1 protein-coding gene is annotated in these 695 nt (G+C 53.1%); it reads right to left on the reverse strand.

From position 1 onward, the window contains the following. A partial coding sequence (locus LIZ66_RS18350) for a virulence-associated E family protein (protein ID WP_227201176.1) occupies positions 1 to 695 on the reverse strand: 695 nt, incomplete at both ends.

Below are 695 nucleotides of genomic sequence, written 5' to 3' on the forward strand. Positions count from 1 at the left end.
GCTTCGTCCTCCAAAATGTGAACCTCGGCTTGCTCCGGGTACACCATGACGGGGATAAAGCGGCGGTTGCCGGAACGGTCAAGGGGCAGGAAGTCAAGGGCATTGGAAGTGCCGCCAAACACGCACTGACGGGGGCGGTCTGCTGGGTGGGTTTCATAGGGTATCTTGTAAACCTCTTTCTGTCGGCTTAAAAATGACTTGATTTCCTCAATGCTCTTGGCGTTGGCGGTTGCCATCATTTCCGACATTTCGATAATCCAGTGACCTTGCAGCTTGCGGTACACATTGTCATCGTCCAACTTCCGCAAATCATCGGAGAACCACTCGTCCCGGACTGCCAGCAGACGGAAGAAGGTGGACTTGCCAGCCCCCTGACCGCCTACCAGACAGAGCATGATTTCAAATTTGCATCCCGGCTGAAAGGCTCGTGAGATTGCGCCCAGCAGGAACAGCTTCAACGCTTCATAGGTGTAATCGTCTGCGTCAGCCCCCAGAAAGTGCCGCAGGCAGAAACGGATTCGTTCTGTCCCGTCCCACACAAGGGTATTGAGATAGTCCCGGATGGGATGGTACTTGTTTTCATTCGCCACAATCCCGATGGCGTTATCAATCTTCTTCTCATTGGTAAGCCCGTAGGTTTCTTCCAGATAGAGAAGCAGATACTTCATGTCCGTATCGTTCAGGGCGGTGCTTTC

It is taken from the genome of Blautia faecis (assembly GCF_020554845.1).
Taxonomy (GTDB): Bacteria; Bacillota; Clostridia; order Lachnospirales; family Lachnospiraceae; genus Blautia_A; species Blautia_A faecis.